Here is a 21,729-nt window from a genome sequence, read left to right on the forward strand (position 1 = left end):
GATTGTGCGGCCCGGAGGGGAATGTTGGGGTCAGGCCGCGTTAAACAACCGATCCGTGAAAATGCCGGACGTGTTCTTATTGCGCAGTGCTTTTGCCACGGCCAATACGGCAAGGTCGGCCACCGGCTCGACGATGACGACAAGCATATAGGCTGCGCCGAAGCTGAGCACTGAGCTCAGGTTTTCGGCACCGATGCCTTGGCCGTAGATTGCCCAGAACGCGACCCAGGCCACGACACCCCCCTGATAAAGGGCGGAGAGTTTGAGCACTTCGCCGTACCCGAGGTCGACGTAAGCCGTCTGTCGTGGAATGATCCGACGCGCCAATTCGGTGATCGCAAAGAGCGGCACCAGCAGGGTCGTGACATTGACGAAATACATCGGCATGTCGGTCGGGGCAAAGAACATCCCCTGTACCAGCAGGCCGAGCGCGAGGCCAAGCGCCGCCGGGGCCGCGCCGAGAAGCAGCAACAGCGTGGTCCCGAGGATGAAATGCACCTCTGACACGCCGACCGCGAAATGCGGCATGATTTCAAAAAAGACGAAGGTTCCAACAGCCGCCAAAACGGTGCGGGTGGCCAGTGAAACAACGTTGCTTGAGCGCAGTTCATCGCGCACCAGTTTGGCCGTGTAACCTGCCGCGCCTGCCGCTGTTGCGTAGGCAAATGCCATTTTGGCGCCGTCCACGACGCCGGGTTCAATATGCATGGTCTAGTCCCTCATATATGGTGCTGCCCCTCCGGCAGCGGGGATACCCGCCGGACTGGCGGGGGGTGATGAGTACGGCAGGTCTCCTGACTTGCGGGTCGCGGCGTTCGGGGCCTTCCCAGCCAATGGGCCAGTGGCAGTCCTTCACGCTCACCGCTTACAGTTGCGGGGGCAGTCCAGGTGTTTCACCCGGTTCCCTATTCGTCACGGGTCGTGACACCGTACGTGGCGGTCGGTATGTCGGTCTCCTTTCGTGGTTCTCGTTTCATGTCTCTGCCAGTGGTCCGTAAAGGATCAGGGCGGGTTTGTCGGAAAGCCAATTTTCGAGCGCCTCTGACAGGGACGTGACAGTGTGGCGTTGGATGGTCTGCTCGGGCGTGCTGATCGCCTCTGCGAGGATCGCAGGTGTATCGCCCGGCAGCCCAGCGTCGCTGAGCATGGCGAGCAGTTTCGGGAAAGTCCGTTTGGCCATGAACAAGACGGTCGAGGCCGTCGGGTCCGCCAGCGCGCTCAGGTTCATGTCTTCCGGCAGTTGGCCGGACACATCGTGGCCCGTGACAAACTGCACGCGACGTGCCGTCAGCCGCCGGGTCAGCGGGATGCCAGCTGCGGCGGCGGCGGCACAGGCCGATGGCACACCGGGAATGATCTCGTAACCGATGCCGGCGGCCTTCAGCGCGGTGATTTCCTCTTCGAGCCGACCAAAGATGCCACTGTCCCCGGATTTCAACCGCACCACCCGTTGATCCAGCTGTGCATATTCCACCAGTAGGCGGCTGACATGGTCCTGACGGGGCGAGGGGCGTCCTGCCCGTTTGCCGACGCCCACCAGATCGGCCCCCGCCCGCGCATGGCTGAGGATCGGACCCGAGGACAGGTCGTCGAACAAGACCGCATCCGCCCGCCCGAGACGGTTCACTGCCTTGAGCGTCAAAAGCTCCGGATCGCCGGGGCCTGAACTGACGAAACTGACGAAGCCGGTCATGCCGGTTCCTCCTGCGCGACGAGGTGAAAAAAGGTGCCGGATACATGGCCGCGCCATGACCCGGTTTCCGGGACAAGCGTCCCGTCCGCGTCGCGGACCTCGGCCAGCGCGGCGTCAGGTTGCTCGATGATGCTGGAATAGTGGAACTCATGCCCACGCAACGCGGCGCCGGCGGCAAAACCGGGCAGGGAGGCTTGCAGGACCGCGCGGCGATACCCCAGATGAAATTTGCGTTTCTCGTAGCTGGTGACGAGACCCAGAAGCCCGGCCATACGGTGCCGGGTGCCGGAGGCGTCGATCAGTGCTTCTCCTAACGCCATGTAGCCACCGCATTCGCCATGAACGGGGCGCGTTTCGGCAAATCGGCGCAGCCCGTCGCGAAAGGTCTCGGCAGCGGCAAGTGTTCCGGCGTGCAGCTCCGGGTAGCCACCGGGCAGCCATGCAAGATCGGCCGTCCTGTCCGGCGCTTCGTCGTTCAGCGGAGAGAACGGAAGGACCTCCGCCCCGGCGTCCCGCCAGCCTTCGAGGATATGCGGATAGGTGAAGGAAAACGCGGCGTCCTGGGCCAGCGCGATGCGTTGGGCCGGTGGGCGATGGGGCATTTTCTCGCGATACGGCAGATCATGCCCTTCCGCGGCATCGCGGATCAGATCGAGGTCGAGGTGTTCCCGTACAAAGGCGGCGTAGTCTGCGATTGCCGCGTCAAGATCGGGATGCTCGACGGCTTGTATCAATCCCAGATGCCGCTCGGGCAGCAACAGATCCCCCCGCCGGGGCAGAACGCCAAGCACCGGGAGGCCTGCGCGCTCCATCCCCAGGCGCGCCAGCCTTTCGTGGCGCGGCGAGGCCACGCGGTTCAGGATCACCCCGGCATAGGGCAGATCGGGCAGGTAGCTGCGAAACCCGAGCGCGGTGGCGGCTGCCGATTGCGCCTGCCCGCTCACATCCAGCACCAGAACGACAGGCCAGCCCATGGCCTGAGCGGTTTCCGCACTGCTTCCGAAGCCTTGTTGACCACGCGTGGCGACACCGTCGAACAACCCCATCGACCCTTCGGCGATGCAGATGTCGGCGTCCCGCCCACGCGCCGCGATGGATTGCCAAAGGTCTGCCCCCATCGCCCAACCATCGAGGTTGAAGCTCGCGCGACCACAGGCCGCCTTGTGAAACGCCGGGTCGATATAATCCGGCCCGGACTTGAACGGTTGGACGCGGAGGCCATCATCGCTCAGCGCGCGCAACAGCCCCAACATCACTGTCGTCTTGCCTGTGCCCGAAGACGGCGCAGAGATCAGCAGCCCCTTCATGCGTTGGCCTCGGTCTCTTCGGTCCAGCTGGCCCAAGGGCTGTCGCTGCTTTGCGGGCGATAGCGCCGATCATAGTCCACGGCATATAGGCAGCTTTCGTCGAACCCCTCGCCAGCGAGAGCAGGGCCCACAAGGATCAACGCGGTGCGCTGGATGTCCCCGGTCACTTGCGCTGCTATCGTAGACAACTGGCCGCGCAGGATGACCTGATCCGGCCAACTGGCGCGATAGACCACGGCAACGGGGCAATCGGGCCCGTAGGCAGGGCTTAGCTCCGTTACCACGCGGTCGAGGTTCTGGATCGACAGATGGATCGCAAGCGTCGCGCCGGTGGTCGCAAAGTTGGTCAAGGTCTCGCCCTCTGGCATAGCGCTGGCACGGCCGGAGGTTCGGGTCAGCACCACAGATTGCGCAAGACCGGGCAGCGTCAGCTCCGCCCCCAGTGCCGCAGCCGCAGCGGCAAAGGCTGGCACGCCGGGCGTGACAGACACCGGGATGCTCATCGCCTTCAGACGGCGCATTTGCTCGCCCATGGCCGACCACACAGAGAGATCCCCGGAATGTAGACGGGCCACATCTTGCCCTGCGGCATGGGCCTTGCCGATCTCAGCCATGATCTGGTCGAGGTCCAGTGGCGCTGTGTTGACGATGCGGGCATCCGCCGGGCAGTGCGCCAAGATCTCGGCGGGCACCAAGGAACCTGCGTACAGACACACCGGGCAGCTTGCGATGATGTCGCGCCCACGCAACGTCAAGAGGTCCGGCGCGCCGGGGCCAGCGCCGATGAAATGAACGGTCATAAAGGGGCTCCTTCGGCCAGGGCGCAGCTTGCAAGGCGGTCAGCGGCGTGCAGGCGCGGCGCCAGCAATCGCGCGCCCGGCCCGGCGGCGGTCAGAGCGGCGGCTTCGGCCACGGAACCGGTGCCGCGTTCTGCCGCAACGCGCAAAGACTGCGTGAAAGTGGGTTGCGCTACGAGATCTGCCGCCGTCACCGAGACCAGCGGCAGACCCAGTTCATCCGCCAACGGCGCAAGGCTGGCGGCCTTGTCGGCAGCGGTGGCAAGCATCTGGGGGGGATGATCCACGGCGGCACAGGCCGCGTTGAAGGCATCCCTCAGGCTGTCAATTCGAGCGCGCGTAGAGAAACCGAAACCAGCGACGATCATAGCGTGTGGCTCCATTGAGTGATCGGGAAGGACGCGCGCCAACCTTGCTTTGGGCCGATGGGCACCACATTGGCGATCTCCATCCGCATCAGCTCCCCCCCAAGACGGTTGCAGGTTTGAACCAGCAAAGCCTCGCTTTCCAGCGTCACCGCATTGACGACCAGCCGCGTGCCGGCGGGCAGGGCCTCAAGGCTGTGGATCAGTTCCGGCGACAGGCCGCCACCGACGAACACCGCATCCGGCGGCGTCATGTTCTCCAGGGCAGCCGGGGCCGCGCCATGGACCACGCGCAGACGATCCACCCCAAGCTGCGCTGCGTTGGCGGAGATACGGCCCACGCGATCGGCGCGTGGCTCGATGGTTGTGGCGCTCAGTGATGGACAGGCAAGCAGCCACTCGATCGCGATGGAACCGCACCCGCCGCCGATGTCCCAAAGATGTTCAAAAGGGCGTGGTGCGAGGGCCGAAAGGGTCATGGCGCGGATCGGCCGTTTCGTGATCTGGCCATCATGTGCGAACCAGTCATCCGCAAGGCCACTGACGCGGGGGAGCGGACGCCCCTCGCCGCGCACCTCTATGGCGACGCAGACAGGATGGCTGGCAACGCCATCAGACAGGTCCGCTGCTGGCAGTTCAGTGACCCGTTCCCGGGGACCTCCGAGTGCCTCCATGACCACGCAATGCGAGGCGCCAAAGCCCGTTTGCTCCAGATAGGTGCCGAGTTCGACAACCGCGTCGCCGTCGCGCAGCGTGACGATGATGCGCTGCGACGGAGCAAGGTGCGGCCGCAGTCGTGAGAGCGGTTTTGCATGCAGGCCAAGGCAGACCGTCGCCTCCAATGGCCAGCCCAGATGAGCCGCCGCCAGCGAAAAGGTCGAGTGTCCCGGAAAGGCTCGCCATTCGTCGCGCGCCAGATGTCGGGTCACGGTGGTTCCGGCCCCGAACCAGAACGGATCGCCAGAGGCCAGCATCACCGTCGGCTGTCCGCGCCGCGCCATCAACAGGTCGACGCCTTGGGCAAAGGGCACAGGCCATTCAATCTGTTCGGCCCCGTCCGGGATCAGGGACAAGTGTCGCGCCGGGGCCATGACGCAGGCTGCCTGTGCCAGCGCATCCCGGCTTGCGTTGCACAGGCCCGCTGGGCCATCTTCGCCCAAACCTATGATTGTCAGCCAAGGAGCCTTAGACATGCGCCCGAACCTTCTGATCCTTGGTGGCACAACCGAAGCGCGACAGCTGTGCAAGGCCGTGGCTGCAGCCGGTCTGCAGGGCACCGTGTCCATGGCGGGCCGGGTGGAGCGGCCTGCGCCGCAAGAGCTGCCCATGCGCGTCGGCGGTTTCGGCGGTGCCGATGGTCTGGCGCGATACCTGCGAGAGGCCAGCATCACGCATATCGTCGATGCCACCCATCCCTTTGCCGCGCAGATGAGCGTGAATGCCATTGAGGCCGCAGCCTTGACCGGCGTGCCGTTGATAGCCCTGACGCGGGCGCCGTGGCGGGCGCAAGCGGATGATCACTGGACCCATGTGGCCAGTATAGATGCGGCGGTTGCCGCTTTGGACGGACCGGCGCAGCGTGTGATGTTGGCGGTCGGGCGTATGCATTTGCCCGCCTTTGCCGCCAATCCGCAGCACAGCTACGTGTTGCGTCTGGTGGATGCCCCGGATGGACCGCTGGGCTTTCCCGATGCTCAGGTTATCGTCGACAGGGGGCCGTTCACCGTGGAAAACGACCGCGCCTTGTTGCAAAAGCACGACATCGCGCTTGTCGTGTCCAAAAATGCAGGCGGCACCGGTGCACAGGCAAAGCTTATCGCCGCCCGAGACCTCGGGCTGCCGGTGCTGATGATCGACCGTCCCGCCATTCCACAACGGGCCGAAGCGCATTCCATTGAGGCCGTGATGCACTGGCTCGATCATGCGGGCACCGATCTGGGCGTGTAAACGATAGAGGCGCGGCCCTCCCGCGCGATGACGCGCGTGTTGGAGGCACCGACGATCACCACCGTGCGCATGTCGGCCATCTCGGGCTGGCACTGGGTCAGGGGAACCACGCGGATCTCTTCCTCAGGGGTCGAAACAGCCCGCGCAAAGATGACCGGACGCGCGTCACCGCAGCTCTCTTGCAGCACCTTGAGCGTCTTCGCGAAGCCTTCGGGTCGGGATTTGGACCGCGGGTTGTAAAACGCCATGGCAAAATCCGCTTCGACCGCCAGACGCAACCGCTTTTCGATCAAAGCCCAGGGTTTCAGATTGTCCGACAGGTTGATGGCGCAAAAGTCATGACCCAGGGGAGCGCCTGCACGGGCGGCGGCCGCGAGCATGGCCGTGATGCCGGGCAGAACGCGAATATCGAGGTCACACCAATCCTCCGGTCCGTCTTCGACAGCTTCGAAAACAGCCGATGCCATGGCAAACACCCCCGGATCACCGGAGGAGACAACGACCACCTTGCGCCCTGCGACGGCCATCTCCAGCGCATGTCGGGCCCGGTCGAGCTCGACCCGATTGTCGGAGGGATGCAGGGTCAGCCCCGGACGTTCGGCCACCCGTGCGACATAAGGAATGTAGCCAACCAAATCGGTCGCGTCCGCGAGGGCCGCTTCGACCTCGTGCGTGACCAGAGTGTCCGCGCCGGGGCCAAGGCCCGCTATGGTCAGGGAGCCGGTCACGGGCGCCTCCCGTTGCCATGCACGACAATGATCGAAAAATATGGCGTGACGCGATCCCCGGCCTCCGAGAGCTTTTGCACGGATTGATCGGGCATGGCGGCATGTTCGATCAGCCACGCGGCATCATAGCGACCCGCCGCGCGCAAGGCCTCGCGCACCTTTTCGATGTTGCGACCGATCTTCATGATGACCAGCGCATCAGACGCCGCCATCTGCGCCACCAGCGCATCGTGCGGCAGCGTGCCCATCAGCACGGTGAGCACATCGTCGCCCCATGTGATCGGCAGCCCGGTCGCGGTCCAGGCCGCGCTCATCCCGGTGATTGCGGGAACGACATGCACGGGGCAATCGTCCTTCAAACGTGTGTACAGGTGCATGAAGGAGCCGTAGAAAAACGGGTCGCCTTCACTGACCACAACGACCTCCTGGCCGGCATCAGACAGGCTGCGCAGGTGGGCGGCACTGTCTTCGTAGAACGCCGACAGCAGCGCATTGTAGCGCGGATCGCTCAGCGGAATTTCGGTTGTCACCGGATATTCCATCGCGATTTCAGTAACGTCCGGGCGCAGCATCCCGTCAAGAATGCGCCGCGCCTGTCCGCTGCGTCCCGCTTTGCGGAAATAGGCCACGTGGCTGGCATTGCGCAGCAGGCGATCGGCGCGCACCGACATCAGGTCAGGATCACCGGGGCCAAGGCCGACACCCCAGATCGTACCTTTCTGGATCATCTGAACGTTCATTCTGCGCGACTTGCGATGGCGTTGACCGCCGCAACGGTGATGGCGCTGCCGCCCAGACGGCCTTCGACGATACAGCAGGGCACGGGTTGATCGGCCCACAACGCATCCTTGCTTTCGCGTGCGCCGACAAAGCCAACCGGGCAGCCGATGATGGCCGCCGGACGCGGACATGCCGAATCTTCCAGCATGTTGAGCAGATGGAAAAGCGCCGTAGGCGCATTGCCGATGGCCACCAGCGCGCCCTCCAGATGGGGGCGCCACAGCTCCAAAGCAGCGGCAGAGCGGGTGTTGCCCATGGCGCGCGCGCTGTCATGGATGCCTTCGGCGTGCAGGGTACACAGCACCTCGTTTCCGGCGGGCAGGCGGGTTCGGGTCACACCTTCGGACACCATGCGCGCATCGCACAGGATCGGCGCACCTTTGGCCAAAGCGGCGCGTGCGGTTGTGGCGAAGCCTTTGGAAAACCGGATGTGGCGTTCCAGCCCCACCATGCCGGCGGCGTGGATCATGCGGACGGCGATGGGTTCCTCCTCCGCGTCAAAGTGGGCGAGGTCGGCCTCTGACCGAATGGTGGCAAAGCTTTCGGCATAGATGGCCGCGCCGTCTTTTTCATAATCATAGGGCATTCAGGCGGTTCCGATCAGATCAGGTAGGTCGTGCGGTAAGAGGCCGGCGGCGGCGGGTGGATCCCAGGGGCTGCCATCACGGATCAGGTCGAACCGCCCCGACCTGCCGGTCAGCGTGACGTCGGCTTTTCCTGGTCGTGCGCATCCCTTGGCACAGCCGGACACATGAAGGGTGCCCTCCACGCTGCCCGCCAGACGCATGGCCAAGTCGCGTGTTTCGACAGTGGCCTGAGGACAAAACGGCGCGCCCGGACAGGCATGTATCCGAAGCAACGGGTGGTCCGGGGCGGTGATGAAGGGGGCAATGTCGGGAACCTTTGTAGCGACCCGGATCAGACGATGCGGCAGCAGGCGCAGTTCGGTCAGACGCGCCGCCTGTATCAGCTGGACCAGATCCCGCGCAGGAATGTTGCCGAATGGCACGCCGAGGGTTGTTGCGTCATTGTCGCGCCTCGGCACCAGCGGTTTGGTAACGGCACGCGGCGTGCAGGATTGCCATTTGTCCGGAAGGCAGACATGCCGCAGATGACGCGCCATGCGTCCGGCCGACTTGCCCCCGGTGGCGTTGAACCACAGCAGCGCGTCCTTCACGGCGGACATGGCGTTTCTTTCGTCGATCCGCCATCCTTTTGCGGCTCCGTCCAGTCGCAACATCAAATGCCCATCACCATCGCGCTCGAAGCGCAGATCGGCGGAAGCATCGCTGAGGCAGGCGGTTCGCCCGGTGTCCACCGCATATCCCATCTTTTCCGGCAGATCCGGAAAGTCGGGAATGGCCTTCGCCAAGGCGTCATGCAGCCGATACGTCTGATCACCGCTGACCCAGTCCGGCGGCATCAGGATATTCCGACGGCCCTCTGTCTGCGGGTCCGCGTCAAGCAGGTCGATGTCCCACAACGCGCGGAGCAAGTCCTGATGCCTGTCAGCCGCGACGCCTCGGATTTGCACGTTCGCCCGGCTGGTCAGGTCGAGCATGCTGTTGCCAAATTCCTCTGCCAGTGCACAAAGCGCCAGCGCTTGTTGATCTGTCAGGCAAGCCCGGAACGGGCGCACACGCACCACCAGCCCATCGCCGGAGGCCATCGGACGGTGTGCGCCGGGGCACCAGCCTTTGACCTCTGCCGTCATGCGCCTGCCTCCTGCACCTTGGCCAGGACGGAATTGCGCCGGGTCTGCCAGAGCCCCGCATCAAGCAAGGCGCGGAACGTGGCCTGCATGGCTGTGTGGGCCTGCGGGTTGCTATGCGCCAGAAAGGCGTCTGTTTCCGGATCGCCCAAGGTGGCGTCGTGATAGGCATCAAAGAGATGTGGACCGACTGCCCCGGCGAGTTGCGCAAACTTGGCCATATGATCGAGGGTCGCGGCGATTTCGGCGGCGCCCCGAAACCCATGCGCCCGCATCCCTGCCATCCAATCCGGGTTGGCGGCCCGGGCGCGGACCACGCGAGCGACTTCCTCGGGCAGCAGCCGCGCACGTGGTGTATCCGGCGCGGTGTTGTCCAGGTGATACAGCTTGGCCTTCCCGCCTGCCACGGATTGAGCGGCGGCAAAGCCCGCCTCATGTGCCGCATAATCCGCCGCAAGCAAAAGATCGGTTTCCGGCAAATCCTGCAGGTGAACAAAGCTGTCAGCTTGTGCCACCCGCGCCTGCAACCCTTCCATATCCCGTGTGGCCGTTTCGCCGTCCAGCGCCCATGCCGATGCATCAAGCCAAGCCTGACCTGCCTGCGCGCGAGCATCGGGCGCAAAGCTGTCGAGTGTAGCCCCCAACCCCAAACCGAAGTGTCCCGGCCGAGGTCCGTAAACCCGCGCGGTCTGGACCGCTCCTGCATAGGGGTTCCAGTCCGACGCCTCGTCGCGCGCAGACAGCGCCCGAATGGCCTGCGCGAACAAGGCAGACAACGTGGGAAAGACATCCCTGAACAGACCGGACACCCGAAGGGTCACGTCGATGCGCGGTCGGTCGAGCTCCGCGATGGGCAGGACTTCGATGCCGGAGACACGCTCCGACCCCGCGTCCCAGACCGGGCGCACCCCCAGCAGGGACAGCGCCATGGCGAACTCTTCTCCGGCGGTGCGCATGGTGGCGGACCCCCAAAGATCGACCACCAGCCCTCGCGGCCAATCGCCCTCGTCCTGAAGGTGCCGCCGCATCAACTCTTCGCCCAGCTTGACGCCTTGGGCATAGGCGGCGCGCGTCGGAACCGCGCGCGGATCGGTGGTGAACAGATTGCGCCCGGTGGGCAGGACATCGGTCCGCCCGCGATAGGGGGACCCGGATGGCCCGGGCGCGATGCGCCTGCCGTCCAACGCGTCCAACAGGGCGGCGCGTTCTGCTGTAGCGCTGGCAGCGTGGGCGTCACAGGATGCACGGCCCCAGGTATGCAGCCCATCGCCGAACTGGCTTTCCTTGATATCGCAGACGAACCGATCAATGCGGGTGATCGCCTCTGCCGCGCAGGACGCGCCATCAAGGCCCAGATCCTGTTCTACGCCAATCATGCGGGCTTCTGTACGAATATCGTCCTGAAGCCGATCCCGTCGTTGGGGATCAAGCCCATCGGCGGTGGAAAACTCATCCAGCAGGCTTTCAAGGCGGATCAGCCGGTCCGGGGTCTCACTTTGCCTCAGGGGTGGCGGCACATGGCCCAGAGTGAGCGCGCCGATGCGACGCTTGGCCTGTGCCGCTTCGCCGGGATCGTTGACGATGAAAGGGTAGAGGACGGGCAAAGCGCCGGTCAGGAGCTCCGGCCAGCAGGTTCCGGACAGGGCCGCTGATTTGCCGGGCAACCATTCCAACGTGCCATGTGCACCGATATGAACCAAAGCGTCCGCCGCGCGTTGCAGCCAAAGGTAGAATGCGACGTAGGCGTGGCGCGGGGTGCGGGACAGATCGTGATAGTCGTCATCGCGCCGTGTGGGCGTTCCGCGCTCCGGTTGCAGCGCGACCACGGACTTTCCCAGTCTCAGCCCTGCGAAATGAAAGGCGCCATCGCGGACGTTTGCGTCGTCTTCTGGCACGCCCCAGTCGGCTGCCAAACGGGCCTGAAGACATTTCGGCAAACGCTGAAGGTCGGCGTTGTAGTCCGCAACAGGCACGGCAAACGCTTGATGCTGAAGCTGTTTTTCCAGTCCGGCGACCGCATTCGGCAGATCGTACCCTGCGGTGTTGAGGTCTTCCAGGATCGATTGGGCCGAGGCGAGAGCATCCAGTCCGACCGCATGGCCCATATTCCAGTCTTTGCCGGGATAAGTAGACAGCAAAAGCGCGACACGGCGTTCGTGCACGGGTTGCGCGCGCAACGCCACCCAGCTGGAGATCCGCGCGACGGCGGCCTCGATGCGGTCCGTGTCGGCCTCGTGTGTATGTCGGGAGAATTGCAGATCGGCGTCGCGCTCGCCCGGCTCCTTGAAGGAGATAACGCCTCCGGTCAGCCGCCCGTCCACTTCGGGCAACACCACATGCATCGCCAGATCGGCGGGGGACAGGCCGCGATCGGACTCGGCCCAGGCCGTTCGCGTCGATGTGGCCAGCGTCACCTGAAACACCGGCACCTCGCCTGCATCGAGCGGCGACGCCCCGGACGCGCCCTTGCCGCTGAACGCGGTGGCATTGACGATGGCGCTCGGCTCATAAGCGCGAACCTGACGCGCCAGCCAGCCGCTCGCCTCCGGGGCCTTGAGCGAGGGCGCAAACAGCGCACGAACGTGATGGCCCTTGGCGCGGAAGCTGTTGAAAAGGGCCGCGATGGGCGCAAGATCTGCCGCCACGAGGTATGAGCGATAAAACACGACAAGGATGCGCGGCGCGTCCGATACCGGCATGTCGGCCAAGGGACAAACGACGCCGTTCTCCGGGGTCCACGCGCCGACTTGCGGCATGGATTTGCTGCCACGCACAGGGCTGGCATAGAACCCGGCCGCAAGCGCCATCTGCGCCAGCGCAGCCTGGGCGGCAACTTCGCCGCCAGCGTCGCACAGATCCTTCAGCCGTCGCAGCGTCGAGACGGGGAGGGTCGAGACACGATCCAGCCGCTCATCGGCGCGTCCATCCGCCGGCAGCACGGCGACTGCGATGCCCTTCTCTTTCGCAAGACGCAGCACCTGTTGGACGCCGTACTCCCAGTAGGGCAATCCGCCGATCAGACGGATCAGGACACCCTTGGCCCCGGCAAGAGTATTGTCCACGTAAGTGTCGACCGACAGCGGATGCCGCAGGGCAGACAGGTTGGCAAGCCGCAGGCTGGGCAGCCGTCCCTCAGGACCGCCGCCGCGTCGCCATCCGGCGGCAAATGCCCCGAGATCACTGTCTGAAAAGGACAGCACCACCAGATCCGCAGGGCTTTGGCCCATATCGGTCGGTGTGGCGGTCTCTTCCAGACCGTGACTTTCGCGGAAAACGACGTGCATGAGAGTGCGCTACTGAGCGAGTTGTGGAGCAGGGATCAGGGCCGCGCCAATGACCTGCGCGTCGATGTTGTCATGTTCGGCAATCACGACAAGCCTGCCCTGTCGCGGCTCATCCTTTCGCCAGGCGCGATCAAACTGGTGCCGCACGCGACCGCCTACAGCCTGCACCAGAAGGCGCATCGGCTTGCCCGCCACGGAGGCGTATCCCTTCACCCGCAGGATGTTGTGATCCCGCGCAAGTCCTTCGATGGCGTTCACAAGCTGCGCCGGGTCCGCCAGTTCGGGGATGTCCACAACGATCGACTCGAAATCGTCATGCTCGTGGTCGTCATGGTCGTCGTGATGAGACGGGCGCGCAGCAATGTCATCCTCTGCCGCAGCACCAAGACCAAGGATCACGCGCGGGTCCACGGCGCCTTCGGCGACCTCGACCACTGGCAGCGCGCGCGGCGCGTCCTGCGCGATCCGGGCCATTGCCTTTGCCACACCATCAGGCCCGGCAAGGTCGGGCTTGGTCAACAAGATGATGTCCGCGCAGGCGATCTGATCCGCGAAAACTTCCGACAGAGGGGTGTCGTGATCGAGGCTGTCATCTGCCAGGCGCTGCGCGTCGACCGCTGCAACATTCGGAGCAAATCGCCCGGCGGCCACTGCCTCTGCATCGGCGAGCGCGATTACCCCGTCCACAGTGATACGCGACCGGATGTCTGGCCAGTCAAAGGCCTTCAGCAGCGGTTTCGGCAGGGCGAGGCCGGATGTCTCGATGAGAATATGATCGGGACGCGGCTCCAGTGCCATCAGTGCCTCGATCGTGGGGATGAAGTCATCCGCGACGGTGCAGCAAATGCAACCGTTTGCCAGCTCCATGATGTTTTCCGCCGGACAGTCGGGCAGGGCGCAGCCCTTGAGGATCTCGCCATCCACACCCACATCGCCGAATTCGTTGACAACGACAGCCAGCCGGCGCCCGCCGGGGTTTTGCAGCAGGTGGGAAATCAGGGTCGTTTTGCCAGACCCCAGAAATCCCGTGATCACGGTGACAGGCAGCTTTGAAAGTTCGGTCATGTCAGGCGTCCTCGGGCATGGAAACAGGGGGGATACGGGCGATGCAGTTGCGTTTGAAATGTTCCGGGCGTTGCCGCCACGGGATGATGCCTTCAGCGCTTTCGTGATATTGCGCGGCACCGTCGAGGATCATGTCCGGATGCACCTCTGGATCGACGCGGCCAAAAACATAGGTCCAGCGGGCATCACCTCCGCGCAGCGCGATGGTGCAGCCATGGTCACAGTTCTGAAGGCATTCGACAGGCGTGACGGTCAGGCCCTCGGGACAGGGGCGGCTGGCGATCTCGTCAAACAACATCTGTCCGGGGCGTCGCGCGTCGGCAGGTAGGTCCTGTCCGCATCGACATTTGATGCAGACCAGAAGCTCTGCGCGCGGCTGAACTGAGCCAGCTGTGGTCATATCCTCGGTCCCATTTTGTATGGGACGCGGGTCAGATGGCGGAAGGGTCCTGTTGCCAGGGCGCACTCCGTCACCGGAACACCCCGTCCGGTTACACTCGGTTTGCGTTGGCAGGTCTCCCGGCTTGCGGATATCGGGCCTCAGGCCCGGCGGCGGTCCTGCCTTCCCGGCTTTCGCCAGTGGCTTTGGACAACCTTTCCGGTCACGGTCGCGGGGGCGGCTGTGCTTAACCCTCCAGAGTAGAGGGCCGCACATTCCCTTTTCACCTGTTCTCACAGGCACCAACACACGTGCAATTGGTTCGAAACTGATGCGCTTGTCAATCGGGGTGTCGGAGATTTTTTCGTTGATCCTGCAACCTGTCGACGCGATCGGTGGTGTCAGTCAGTCCAATGTTCCTGCATGATGAGGTCGTCCAGATGCAGGCGCTGACGCCATCCGCGTGCGGCCAGTTCAGGCTGATCGAACAGCTTGTCAACATAACCCAGACAGAGATACGCCACCAGCTCGACATGTTCCGGGATACCCAGAATCTGCTTCAGCACCTCGTGGTCAAAGATGCTGACCCAACCCATTCCAATGCCTTCCGCACGGGCGGCGAGCCACATGTTTTGAACGGCGCAAACCGTTGAATATACGTCCATTTCAGGGTTGTTCGTGCGCCCCAGTATCACCTTGCCGCCGCGCGTCCGGTCGCAGGTCACGGCAATGTTCAAAGGGGCCTTGCAGATGCCTTCGAGTTTCAACGCCCGATAGGCGTCGCGACGTTCATCGGGGAACATCTCGGCTGCCTCGTCATTGGCCTCGGCAAAGAGTTTTTGCACCTTTTCGCGTTGCGCCATCTCGCGGATCAGAATGAAATTCCAAGGCTGCATGAAGCCCACCGAGGGTGCCGCATGTGCCGCCTCCAGCACGCGCCGCAAAGCGGCCTCGTCCAACGGATCTGAGCGGAATTCGTTCCGCACATCCCGTCGCGCGTTTATTATGTCGTACAGCGCGGCACGCTCGTCAGGGTTGAATTCACGCGCCGTTTCTGGCGCCGGAGATTTGGGCATATGAGCCTCCGCAAAAGAAAATCGCAATGTGATGGGCTTTGCCATGATGGTCGCCCGAGGCCACGCTTAGGTATCGAACTCCCGCATGCAGTCATATCTGCGGTATGGCCAATCCGAAGGCCGCATGTGCAAATCGAGCGTGTCGTTGCGGTTTTTGTAGTCAGGCGGTGGCACTTTGGGTGGAAAGTGGCGGCGAATTCGTCATGGACTGACAGAAAGCGCGACGCCTGGCGAGGGAATTTGAACAGTCACGCGGTCTTTCCTCGCCGCTGGTGCGCCTGTAAAACGTATCGATAAGCTGCAAAATGCTCTTAAGCTCCCCTCAGACAGCCTGCCTGTGGCACGACGCCGCTCCGGTCGCAGCGGCGGGCCCCCGACCCCAACCGATAGGAATAGTCGCCCGACTCATGGTCGCCTTTTTGGACCATCGGGACGGCGCTTCCGAGCTTTTTCAAGGCCAATCCGCTTCTCACGGCGATCCATATCATAGATCGCGATGGTCACCAGCTCGTCGCTCTGCAAACGTTTGAGCAATTGCGACACCTGCTTCTCGTCGAGCTGCACTATCTCCGTAATCACCGTTTACAGAACGGCGGGCTGGCCTGTGCGGAAAGGTTCTGTTCCTAAAGCCGGCACTGATGGCGAGCACGGAAAAGGCTGGCTATGTCAGATGGAAGGGCGAGAGAACCACGTCGATGCTTGTCTGCCAGTTCCTAAAGATCTGCCAGAATCGATATCAGGGGCTGTCCATCGGGATCACGACTTCTGCACCCGATATACCGAGGCTTTCACCCATTGCTGAAGCCGTCTTTCCTCCGGCCTTGAATACGCATTCTAATCCTAACGATGACAGTATCCTACTAGACCTTCTAGTAGGAGCATTTCATCCGAATAAGCAGTTGGCCGAATTTGGGTCGAGGCTGTTGAAACGGCGCGATCTAAGTATTTCGACACACCGCGCAGCCAGACACCGAAGGCACACTTGAGACCTGCCGATCAGCTTTTGACACCTGTTTGGTTACGTTGATATGTCCGGCGTGCAGCTCGGGCGGGGCCGGTTTTACACGGCGCCCGCACAGGCTGGTGACCGGCTACTTGCGGCAAATGGGCTTGCTGCCGCCGTCAGTCAAACGGAGTTTCTGGCCGGACGCGCAATGATCCAGCAGATCAAGGGTGTCAGAAACCTGCCGCGCGCTTCAGGGCGCACACCTGTCTTGACCAACGTCGAGCCCGGTCTATTCGGCAGCCAAGAGCGTCGGGAAGCGCGCCCTGAGAGAGTGCACCAAATCGGTACGTTCCCAGCTAAAGCCGGTGTTTGTGGGGGTGCGTCCAAAGTGCCCGTAGGCGGCCGTGTCCCGGTAGATCGGTTGCCGCAACCCCAGATGTGAAGCAATACCCCTCGGCGTAAGGTGCATCAATTCACGCAGGGCTTTGGCGATCGCCGCTTCGGACACGAGGCCAGTGCCAAATGTCTCGCAATAAAGCGCCACGGGCGCCGCCACGCCAATGGCGTAGGCAAGCTGGATTTGACAGCGTTCGGCAAGCCCCGCTGCAACGACGTTTTTTGCCAGGTAGCGTGCTGCATAGGCGGCCGACCGATCCACTTTGGTCGGATCTTTGCCGGAGAACGCACCGCCTCCGTGCGGAGCCGCGCCGCCATATGTGTCCACGATAATCTTGCGTCCAGTAAGGCCGGTGTCGCCATCCGGCCCCCCAACCACGAAACGTCCCGTAGGGTTGATCAGCACGCGCGCTTTTTCCAGATCCCAGTCTTCGGGCAGGGCGGCGACGATATAGCGGCGCACGATCTCTTCGACGGCCGACTGCGACACGCCCTCACCGTGCTGGGTAGAGACGACCACAGTATCAACGCCGACTGCCCGGCCATTTTCATATCGGCAGGTGACTTGGGACTTCGCATCAGGCCCGAGTTCGGGAAGCAGACCGGCCTTTCGATCGCGCGACAGGGTTTCAAGGATCTTGTGCGCGTACAGAATCGGCGCCGGCATCAGCTCTGGTGTTTCCGAACACGCGTAGCCAAACATGATGCCCTGATCGCCGGCCCCTTCCTCCTCACCTGTTTTAGCATCGACGCCCTGCGCAATGTCCGCCGATTGACTGTGGAGCCGGTTCACGATTTCCACCGTTTGCCAATGGAACCCCTCCTGTTCGTAGCCGATGTCCCGGATCACGCCTCGCACAATGGCGTCCACTTCAGCCTCACTGAGTTCCGCCCCCTTGATCTCGCCTGCGATGGTGATGTGATTGGTCGTTGCCAGTGTTTCACAGGCGACGCGGGCCTGAGGATTGAGCGCCAGGTAAGCGTCCAGAATGGCGTCGGAGATCTGATCACAGATCTTGTCCGGGTGCCCTTCTGACACGGATTCTGACGTGAAGAGAAAGTGCTTGGTCATGATTTCGATCCCGAGATACAAGTTAATACTTTGGAGAAGTGAGTGGGTTCACATAGGGGGAGATCGCCAGTGTAGACCGACGTGCAATGCGGCTGGCTGTCCTTGCTGATATTGTAAAAACGCGCCTTTCGCCGGGTCGGTTACCTTGTTCGATCCGGGTAACATGGGCATCGTTTCCGGCATGCCTTGGGCGACGTCTTGACCGAGGAAGTTGTCCTCCATGTGGCGATTGAGGACGCAAACATATGGCGTCAAACCGCGACGTGAAACTCAGGGCGGCTGCGATCTTGCCACGATGCCCCTCTGACCCGCCGGGGTCCCGCGTGAAGATGTCGTCATCTATCTGCACTATCAAAGGTCCAATGGTTTCGTCCTTGGCAAACTCGACCTCGAAATGGTCGAACGCACAGAGGTCTGGGTTGCCATCGTCGAAGAAGATTTTTGCACCACTTTGAAAGCCACTCTTGCCCAGATCGGGGCCGGAAAGCGCTTCCTTTACGATGCAGAGCATCATCCCCGAAAAGCCTCAGCGTATGTGCCGGCGGTTAAGAAGGAATGAAAAATTTACTTTCGGATTTTGTTTTCCAAGGCAATTCGACACAAAAATAGAGCGACAACGTCACGAGGCCCCGGTACCTTCTGAGAGGCAACCAGGGTATATCCGGGTCAGGGTTTTGGGCGCCGATACAGGCTTTCGAAAACACGCGGATTGGTGTTCTCAACCACCAGCAGCGTCCTGCGCAAGATGTTCCAGCCTCTGTCTATCAAGCCTGCGAGGCGTTCGGGACGATCACGCTCGTAGGGTTTGGCCGTGACAGGGCCGCCGGCCACAAGCCTTTGCAAAAGCGGAGAGATCTGCATCTTGTTGTGAGTTTGCTCATGTCGAAAATGATTTTTTTGCCAACGGTTCGTTTGCTGGTGACCCGGCGATTTTGTCGCGCAACCCAGCTGTTATGGCGAAAACACTGCAAGCGGGCTCGGTCAGACGATGATCGCCCCTTATTAAAGGGGTAAAGCAGTATAGTTCAGTCGGCTGCTTTCAGCTTCATAGCGAGTAGTATGCCGCCGATAACCGGGTCAGTTTTGAACCCTTTTTGAGTGATCGGCACGAAGGAGTGACAAATTAGGTGGTGCATGCATTGCGAGCTGTCCCATCGACGAGTGCTTCGTTCCCTATGCTGGTATCGCCAGAGTCAGCTCGATGGGTTCGCCTTGGCCTCTCAGTCCAAAATCGATCTCCCCGAAGCACTTGCATGCAGGCGGACGAGACCCAAGGCAGCCTGGGCTGGAGGGCTTGGCGGCGAAATATCCCCGCCCTTCCGGCTGCTAATCGTCTTTCAACGCAGCTGTCAGACGCCCCTGATTTTGCCACCCGCCACGAAAGCAACCGTGGTGCGTAACGCGCCTTCGACATGCTCGCACAGCCGCTGAGACGCCAGTCGGTCTGGAACCCGCCGCGATGCCATTCAGCGCGACTGGGTGAGAATCGAAGCGGTCGTGCGTGGACTGCAACCGCTGCTCCGCCCGCCGCAAAAATGATTGCATCGGGCAGGGCGCTTCTCCGCTTCGGCGAGATCAAGGCGTGTTGGGCCTTGGTTCAACCGTCTGCGCGGCCTTTGAGCGCAACGGCCGCAGCGAGTCCAATCTCCGCGCCATTTAGAGTAGGCAGAGCAGCGGAATATGACTTGTCAAAGCCGAACAACGAGGTCTTTGAGCAAACCAATGCCGCTATGTTGAACAGCGCGATGGCGATGCGGCTTCGAAATCGGGGCGCATGTCAAAACTGCACGCGGATCTGGGGCCGAGGGCTTCAACCCCACTTTTCCAACGCAGCGCGCAACTCGGGGCTGTGCGCGGCCTTGTCAGCCAGCGTCTCGCCCTCGGCCGCCGCTTGCCAGGCTTGGCGGATGGCGCGCACCCCGGCGGCAGCTCCCATGGGGTGCCCGTGGATGCCGCCACCGCCGAGATACATCAGGTCCAGTGTTTGACCCGTGCGCTGGTAGGTTTCCACCGCCTGACCGCCCCATTGGCCGGAGCACACCACAGGCAGCGGGCGGTCGGCCTCGGAGAAGATGGGCGTCATCACGTCATGAAAGCTGCGCACGAAACTCTCGTCGGGTTCCCAGTACTTTGCGGCGATGCCGTTGATCTGAAACTGATCCACACCCATCAGCCGCCAGAGCTTCTGATAGGCACGGAATTCCAACCCCAGCGCCGGGTGGCGCGTCAGAATATCCCACCCGTTGCGATGCGCGTGCAAACACAGGCGGGACCGTTTGCGCAGAAAGCTCATCCCGCCGGGCCCGATGGAATTGATGTTTATAACGGCGGCCTGTCCGCCCCGATCAGCCACATAGTCATGCGCCTGCATCATCTGGTCGGGATCGGCGGAAGAGATTCCGAAGGCATAGATCACCCGCTTGCCGGTTTTGTGTGCGTGGGCTTCGATGACCGGCATGATGGCATCCACCCGCGCCCTCAGCGGGGCGTAGCCGGGGTTCATCATCTTTTCGTCGTCCTTGATGAAATCGACCCCGGCCTCGCATAGCTCGGCCACGACTTGCGCGGTGTCCTCTGGCGTCAGTCCCAGCGACGGCTTGATGATAGAGGCAATCATCGGCTCCTCGGTTACGCCCATCAGGCGACGCGATCCGGCGATGCCGAACTGCGGGCCAGGGTGGCAGGCCCAGGCCTGGGGCAGGTCGAAGTCCATAACCCGCACGCCTGTCAGCCCGCGCGCCGCGTAGACACCGCCGACGGTGACTGTCATCAATGCGGCGATGTCGGTGCCGATCGCCTCCTGCGGGTAGGCGATCACAACGTCGCCGCGATTGAACGGGCCGGGCGCGTCGCTTGGGAAGCCGGGTGTCTGCGCCGGGGGCAGGGGAGTGACGCTTTCGACCCGCGCGGCGCAGCGCCGGCGCACGGCATCGGTTTCGCCCGGCAGTTCGGTGAAGGTGCCAGTGGATTGATCCGACGCGATCTTGGCGGCCATGGCCTCCACGCTGCCGGGGCATTCGATGCGATAGGTCACGCGGATGAATTCGTCGGTCATGGCTGGCTCCTCCTTGGATCAAACAGTAATACTCATCATACCTGTTGACAACGCGATAATCATCCAACAGGCTGAAGGCGATCAGGGAGGAAGGTCCGTGCCGGGCCGTCTGATCGGTGGAGGAGACATTCATGAGCATTACACGCCGTCTATTCGTATCCGGGCTGGCCATCACCGCCGTTCTGCCCACTGTCCGTGCCGCGCAGGCACAGGAAAAAGGGCTGATCGCGATCATCACGCCGAGCCACGACAACCCGTTTTTCAAGGCAGAGGCCGTGGGCGCAGAGGCGCGCGCAAAAGAGCTGGGCTATGAAACGCTGGTCCTGGTGCATGATGACGACCCCAACAAGCAATCGCAGATGTTCGACACGGCCATCGCGCGCGGTGCGCAGGCCATCATCCTTGACAATGCAGGCGCCGATGCGACCGTCGCGCCGGTGCAGCGGGCCAAGGACGCGGGTATTCCGTCCTTCCTGATCGACCGTGAGATCAAGGAAAGCGGCATCGCCGTCAGCCAGATCGTGTCCAACAACTACCAGGGCGCGCAGCTCGGGGCCGAAGAGTTCGTCATGCTGATGGGCGAAGAGGGCCCGTATGTGGAGCTTCTGGGCCGCGAGGCGGACACCAATGCGGGCATCCGCTCGGCGGGCTACCATGACATCATCGACCAGTATCCGGATCTGGAAATGGTCGCGCAGCAGTCGGCCAACTGGTCCCAAACCGAAGGCTACGCCAAGATGGAGACCATCCTTCAGGCTAATCCCGGCATCAAGGGCGTGATCTGTGGCAACGACACCATGGCCATGGGGGCATGGGCCGCGCTGGAGGCCGCCGGGCGCACCGAGGTGATCGTCGTGGGCTTCGATGGATCGAACGATGTGCGCGATTCCATCCTGAACGGTGGAATCAAGGCGACCGTATTGCAGCCGGCCTATCGTCAGGCTCAGCTGGCCGTGGAGCAGGCGGACCAGTATCTGCAGACCGGGTCCACCGGACAGCCGGAAAAGCAGCTGATGGATTGCGTTCTCATCAACGAAGAGAATGCCGCCCGGCTCGAGACCTTTGCACTGGCGGATGCCGCCACCAACTGATCCGCCCGCGGATCACGACCGGCGGCGCGAGAGGTCT

Annotated in this window: 21 protein-coding genes and 2 riboswitches; of the genes, 3 read left to right on the plus strand and 18 right to left on the minus strand. The window is 62.8% G+C overall.

What is annotated here, in order from left to right; all coding sequences use genetic code 11:
- Positions 1-30: 30 nt before the first annotated feature.
- From J4E08_RS12975 to cbiE, 6 genes are all read right to left on the minus strand, one after another.
- Positions 31-708 carry an energy-coupling factor ABC transporter permease gene (locus tag J4E08_RS12975; protein WP_349538858.1) on the minus strand — a complete coding sequence of 226 codons (678 nt, stop codon included), beginning with the start codon at positions 706-708 and terminating at the stop codon, positions 31-33.
- A 59-nt stretch (positions 709-767) separates the two neighbouring features.
- A riboswitch (cobalamin riboswitch) is annotated at positions 768-947 on the minus strand.
- Positions 948-973: 26 nt separating this feature from the next.
- Positions 974-1,693 (minus strand): uroporphyrinogen-III C-methyltransferase, encoded by a 720-nt coding sequence (gene cobA, locus J4E08_RS12980; protein ID WP_349538860.1) that lies wholly within the window; start codon positions 1,691-1,693, stop codon positions 974-976.
- The gene (locus J4E08_RS12985; RefSeq protein WP_349538861.1) at positions 1,690-3,000 is read right to left on the minus strand and encodes a cobyrinic acid a,c-diamide synthase CobB; all 1,311 of its coding nucleotides are present in this window, start codon (positions 2,998-3,000) and stop codon (positions 1,690-1,692) included. The genes cobA and J4E08_RS12985 overlap by 4 nt, the downstream gene beginning before the upstream one ends.
- On the minus strand, positions 2,997-3,800 hold the full coding sequence (gene cobM / locus J4E08_RS12990) for a precorrin-4 C(11)-methyltransferase (protein ID WP_349538862.1): 804 nt from the start codon (positions 3,798-3,800) through the stop codon (positions 2,997-2,999). The genes J4E08_RS12985 and cobM overlap by 4 nt, the downstream gene beginning before the upstream one ends.
- On the minus strand, positions 3,797-4,165 hold the full coding sequence (locus J4E08_RS12995; protein WP_349538863.1) for a cobalamin biosynthesis protein: 369 nt from the start codon (positions 4,163-4,165) through the stop codon (positions 3,797-3,799). Before J4E08_RS12995 ends, cobM begins: the two co-directional genes overlap by 4 nt.
- Entirely contained in the window at positions 4,162-5,355 is a 1,194-nt protein-coding gene (cbiE, locus tag J4E08_RS13000; RefSeq protein WP_349538864.1) for a precorrin-6y C5,15-methyltransferase (decarboxylating) subunit CbiE, read from the minus strand. The genes J4E08_RS12995 and cbiE overlap by 4 nt, the downstream gene beginning before the upstream one ends.
- Here cbiE and J4E08_RS13005 point away from each other — a divergent pair.
- Positions 5,354-6,109, plus strand: coding sequence for a cobalt-precorrin-6A reductase (locus tag J4E08_RS13005; protein WP_349538865.1), 756 nt, complete (start codon positions 5,354-5,356; stop codon positions 6,107-6,109). The two genes, cbiE and J4E08_RS13005, sit on opposite strands and share 2 nt — an antisense overlap.
- Here the strand turns inward: J4E08_RS13005 and cobJ are convergent.
- From cobJ to metK, 10 genes are all read right to left on the minus strand, one after another.
- Entirely contained in the window at positions 6,082-6,837 is a 756-nt protein-coding gene (gene cobJ / locus J4E08_RS13010) for a precorrin-3B C(17)-methyltransferase (RefSeq protein ID WP_349538866.1), read from the minus strand. The two genes, J4E08_RS13005 and cobJ, sit on opposite strands and share 28 nt — an antisense overlap.
- Entirely contained in the window at positions 6,834-7,577 is a 744-nt protein-coding gene (locus tag J4E08_RS13015) for a precorrin-2 C(20)-methyltransferase (protein WP_246429407.1), read from the minus strand. Before J4E08_RS13015 ends, cobJ begins: the two co-directional genes overlap by 4 nt.
- Positions 7,574-8,203: a precorrin-8X methylmutase gene (locus J4E08_RS13020; protein WP_349538867.1), complete on the minus strand. Its 630-nt coding sequence runs from the start codon at positions 8,201-8,203 to the stop codon at positions 7,574-7,576. The genes J4E08_RS13015 and J4E08_RS13020 overlap by 4 nt, the downstream gene beginning before the upstream one ends.
- Positions 8,204-9,331, minus strand: coding sequence for a ferredoxin-like domain-containing protein (locus tag J4E08_RS13025; protein WP_349538868.1), 1,128 nt, complete (start codon positions 9,329-9,331; stop codon positions 8,204-8,206).
- On the minus strand, positions 9,328-12,612 hold the full coding sequence (gene cobN, locus J4E08_RS13030) for a cobaltochelatase subunit CobN (RefSeq protein WP_349538869.1): 3,285 nt from the start codon (positions 12,610-12,612) through the stop codon (positions 9,328-9,330). Before cobN ends, J4E08_RS13025 begins: the two co-directional genes overlap by 4 nt.
- A 9-nt stretch (positions 12,613-12,621) precedes the next feature.
- Positions 12,622-13,677, minus strand: coding sequence for a cobalamin biosynthesis protein CobW (gene cobW / locus J4E08_RS13035; RefSeq protein WP_349538870.1), 1,056 nt, complete (start codon positions 13,675-13,677; stop codon positions 12,622-12,624).
- 1 nt (position 13,678) lies between these two features.
- Entirely contained in the window at positions 13,679-14,077 is a 399-nt protein-coding gene (locus tag J4E08_RS13040; RefSeq protein ID WP_183968265.1) for a DUF1636 family protein, read from the minus strand.
- Positions 14,078-14,169: 92 nt separating this feature from the next.
- A riboswitch (cobalamin riboswitch) is annotated at positions 14,170-14,378 on the minus strand.
- A 79-nt stretch (positions 14,379-14,457) separates the two neighbouring features.
- Positions 14,458-15,132 (minus strand): 5,6-dimethylbenzimidazole synthase, encoded by a 675-nt coding sequence (gene bluB, locus J4E08_RS13045; protein WP_349538871.1) that lies wholly within the window; start codon positions 15,130-15,132, stop codon positions 14,458-14,460.
- 405 nt (positions 15,133-15,537) lie between these two features.
- On the minus strand, positions 15,538-15,696 hold the full coding sequence (locus J4E08_RS13050) for a hypothetical protein (RefSeq protein WP_349538872.1): 159 nt from the start codon (positions 15,694-15,696) through the stop codon (positions 15,538-15,540).
- Positions 15,697-16,367: 671 nt separating this feature from the next.
- On the minus strand, positions 16,368-17,549 hold the full coding sequence (gene metK, locus J4E08_RS13055) for a methionine adenosyltransferase (RefSeq protein WP_349538917.1): 1,182 nt from the start codon (positions 17,547-17,549) through the stop codon (positions 16,368-16,370).
- A gap of 391 nt (positions 17,550-17,940) precedes the next feature.
- Here metK and J4E08_RS13060 point away from each other — a divergent pair, with 391 nt between their 5' ends.
- Positions 17,941-18,105, plus strand: a complete 165-nt coding sequence (locus J4E08_RS13060; protein ID WP_349538873.1) for a hypothetical protein — start codon at positions 17,941-17,943, stop codon at positions 18,103-18,105.
- A gap of 107 nt (positions 18,106-18,212) precedes the next feature.
- On the opposite strand, the gene J4E08_RS13065 is transcribed toward J4E08_RS13060, so the two are convergent.
- Together J4E08_RS13065 and oiaX are read right to left on the minus strand one after the other, a co-directional pair.
- Positions 18,213-18,407: a hypothetical protein gene (locus J4E08_RS13065; RefSeq protein WP_349538874.1), complete on the minus strand. Its 195-nt coding sequence runs from the start codon at positions 18,405-18,407 to the stop codon at positions 18,213-18,215.
- Between the two features lie 949 nt (positions 18,408-19,356).
- Positions 19,357-20,601, minus strand: a complete 1,245-nt coding sequence (gene oiaX / locus J4E08_RS13070) for a 3-oxo-isoapionate-4-phosphate decarboxylase OiaX (RefSeq protein ID WP_349538875.1) — start codon at positions 20,599-20,601, stop codon at positions 19,357-19,359.
- A 131-nt stretch (positions 20,602-20,732) separates the two neighbouring features.
- Between oiaX and J4E08_RS13075 the strand changes: the two genes are divergently transcribed.
- Positions 20,733-21,692, plus strand: a complete 960-nt coding sequence (locus J4E08_RS13075) for a D-ribose ABC transporter substrate-binding protein (protein ID WP_183968275.1) — start codon at positions 20,733-20,735, stop codon at positions 21,690-21,692.
- Positions 21,693-21,729 lie beyond the last annotated feature (37 nt).

The organism is Sagittula sp. NFXS13 (genome assembly GCF_040148795.1).
In the GTDB taxonomy this organism is placed as follows: domain Bacteria; phylum Pseudomonadota; class Alphaproteobacteria; order Rhodobacterales; family Rhodobacteraceae; genus Sagittula; species Sagittula marina.

Bases quoted from the DNA above. Each gene is read 5' to 3' on its own strand.
- J4E08_RS12975 (WP_349538858.1), bottom strand. From the start codon at position 708: ATGCATATTGAACCCGGCGTCGTGGACGGCGCCAAAATGGCATTTGCC.
- cobA (WP_349538860.1), bottom strand. From the start codon at position 1,693: ATGACCGGCTTCGTCAGTTTCGTCAGTTCAGGCCCCGGCGATCCGGAG.
- J4E08_RS12985 (WP_349538861.1), bottom strand. From the start codon at position 3,000: ATGAAGGGGCTGCTGATCTCTGCGCCGTCTTCGGGCACAGGCAAGACG.
- cobM (WP_349538862.1), bottom strand. From the start codon at position 3,800: ATGACCGTTCATTTCATCGGCGCTGGCCCCGGCGCGCCGGACCTCTTG.
- J4E08_RS12995 (WP_349538863.1), bottom strand. From the start codon at position 4,165: ATGATCGTCGCTGGTTTCGGTTTCTCTACGCGCGCTCGAATTGACAGC.
- J4E08_RS13005 (WP_349538865.1), top strand. From the start codon at position 5,354: ATGCGCCCGAACCTTCTGATCCTTGGTGGCACAACCGAAGCGCGACAG.
- cbiE (WP_349538864.1), bottom strand. From the start codon at position 5,355: ATGTCTAAGGCTCCTTGGCTGACAATCATAGGTTTGGGCGAAGATGGC.
- J4E08_RS13015 (WP_246429407.1), bottom strand. From the start codon at position 7,577: ATGAACGTTCAGATGATCCAGAAAGGTACGATCTGGGGTGTCGGCCTT.
- J4E08_RS13020 (WP_349538867.1), bottom strand. From the start codon at position 8,203: ATGCCCTATGATTATGAAAAAGACGGCGCGGCCATCTATGCCGAAAGC.
- J4E08_RS13025 (WP_349538868.1), bottom strand. From the start codon at position 9,331: ATGACGGCAGAGGTCAAAGGCTGGTGCCCCGGCGCACACCGTCCGATG.
- cobN (WP_349538869.1), bottom strand. From the start codon at position 12,612: ATGCACGTCGTTTTCCGCGAAAGTCACGGTCTGGAAGAGACCGCCACA.
- cobW (WP_349538870.1), bottom strand. From the start codon at position 13,677: ATGACCGAACTTTCAAAGCTGCCTGTCACCGTGATCACGGGATTTCTG.
- J4E08_RS13040 (WP_183968265.1), bottom strand. From the start codon at position 14,077: ATGACCACAGCTGGCTCAGTTCAGCCGCGCGCAGAGCTTCTGGTCTGC.
- bluB (WP_349538871.1), bottom strand. From the start codon at position 15,132: ATGCCCAAATCTCCGGCGCCAGAAACGGCGCGTGAATTCAACCCTGAC.
- J4E08_RS13060 (WP_349538873.1), top strand. From the start codon at position 17,941: ATGGTCGAACGCACAGAGGTCTGGGTTGCCATCGTCGAAGAAGATTTT.
- J4E08_RS13065 (WP_349538874.1), bottom strand. From the start codon at position 18,407: ATGCAGATCTCTCCGCTTTTGCAAAGGCTTGTGGCCGGCGGCCCTGTC.
- oiaX (WP_349538875.1), bottom strand. From the start codon at position 20,601: ATGACCGACGAATTCATCCGCGTGACCTATCGCATCGAATGCCCCGGC.
- J4E08_RS13075 (WP_183968275.1), top strand. From the start codon at position 20,733: ATGAGCATTACACGCCGTCTATTCGTATCCGGGCTGGCCATCACCGCC.